The organism is Streptomyces sp. SID11385, from assembly GCF_010548245.1.
Classification (GTDB): domain Bacteria; phylum Actinomycetota; class Actinomycetes; order Streptomycetales; family Streptomycetaceae; genus Streptomyces.
In genome coordinates, this window is record NZ_JAAGLR010000776.1 from 1 (window position 1) to 285 (window position 285).

The 285-nt window shown below is 70.9% G+C and carries 1 pseudogene; it reads right to left on the reverse strand.

The annotated features are described in order from the left end of the window. Positions 1-211: pseudogene (locus G3I42_RS37065) on the reverse strand (hypothetical protein); the annotation flags it as partial. Positions 212-285 lie beyond the last annotated feature (74 nt).

Here is a 285-nt window from a genome sequence, read left to right on the forward strand (position 1 = left end):
CCGAGCGGTCATGGGTCTTCTCGCCGAAGATGTCACCCAGCCCCGGCAGCAGACTGAGCCGCGTGCCGAGGAGAAGCAGCGCGACGGCGACCGCGCCGATCGCGACCGCCCTTCCCCATCGCCGGCTCCGGCGGGGGCCGTTGCCCCGGCCGCCGCCCGCCTGCCCGTCGGACCCGCCCGGTGCGTCTGTCGGTAAGTCGGTGGAAGTCATACTCCCCGTGTGACCCGGCTGTCCGGATTCACTCCGCCGTCCGCCGCGGTTCTGTTCGATTCCGTACCTTGATA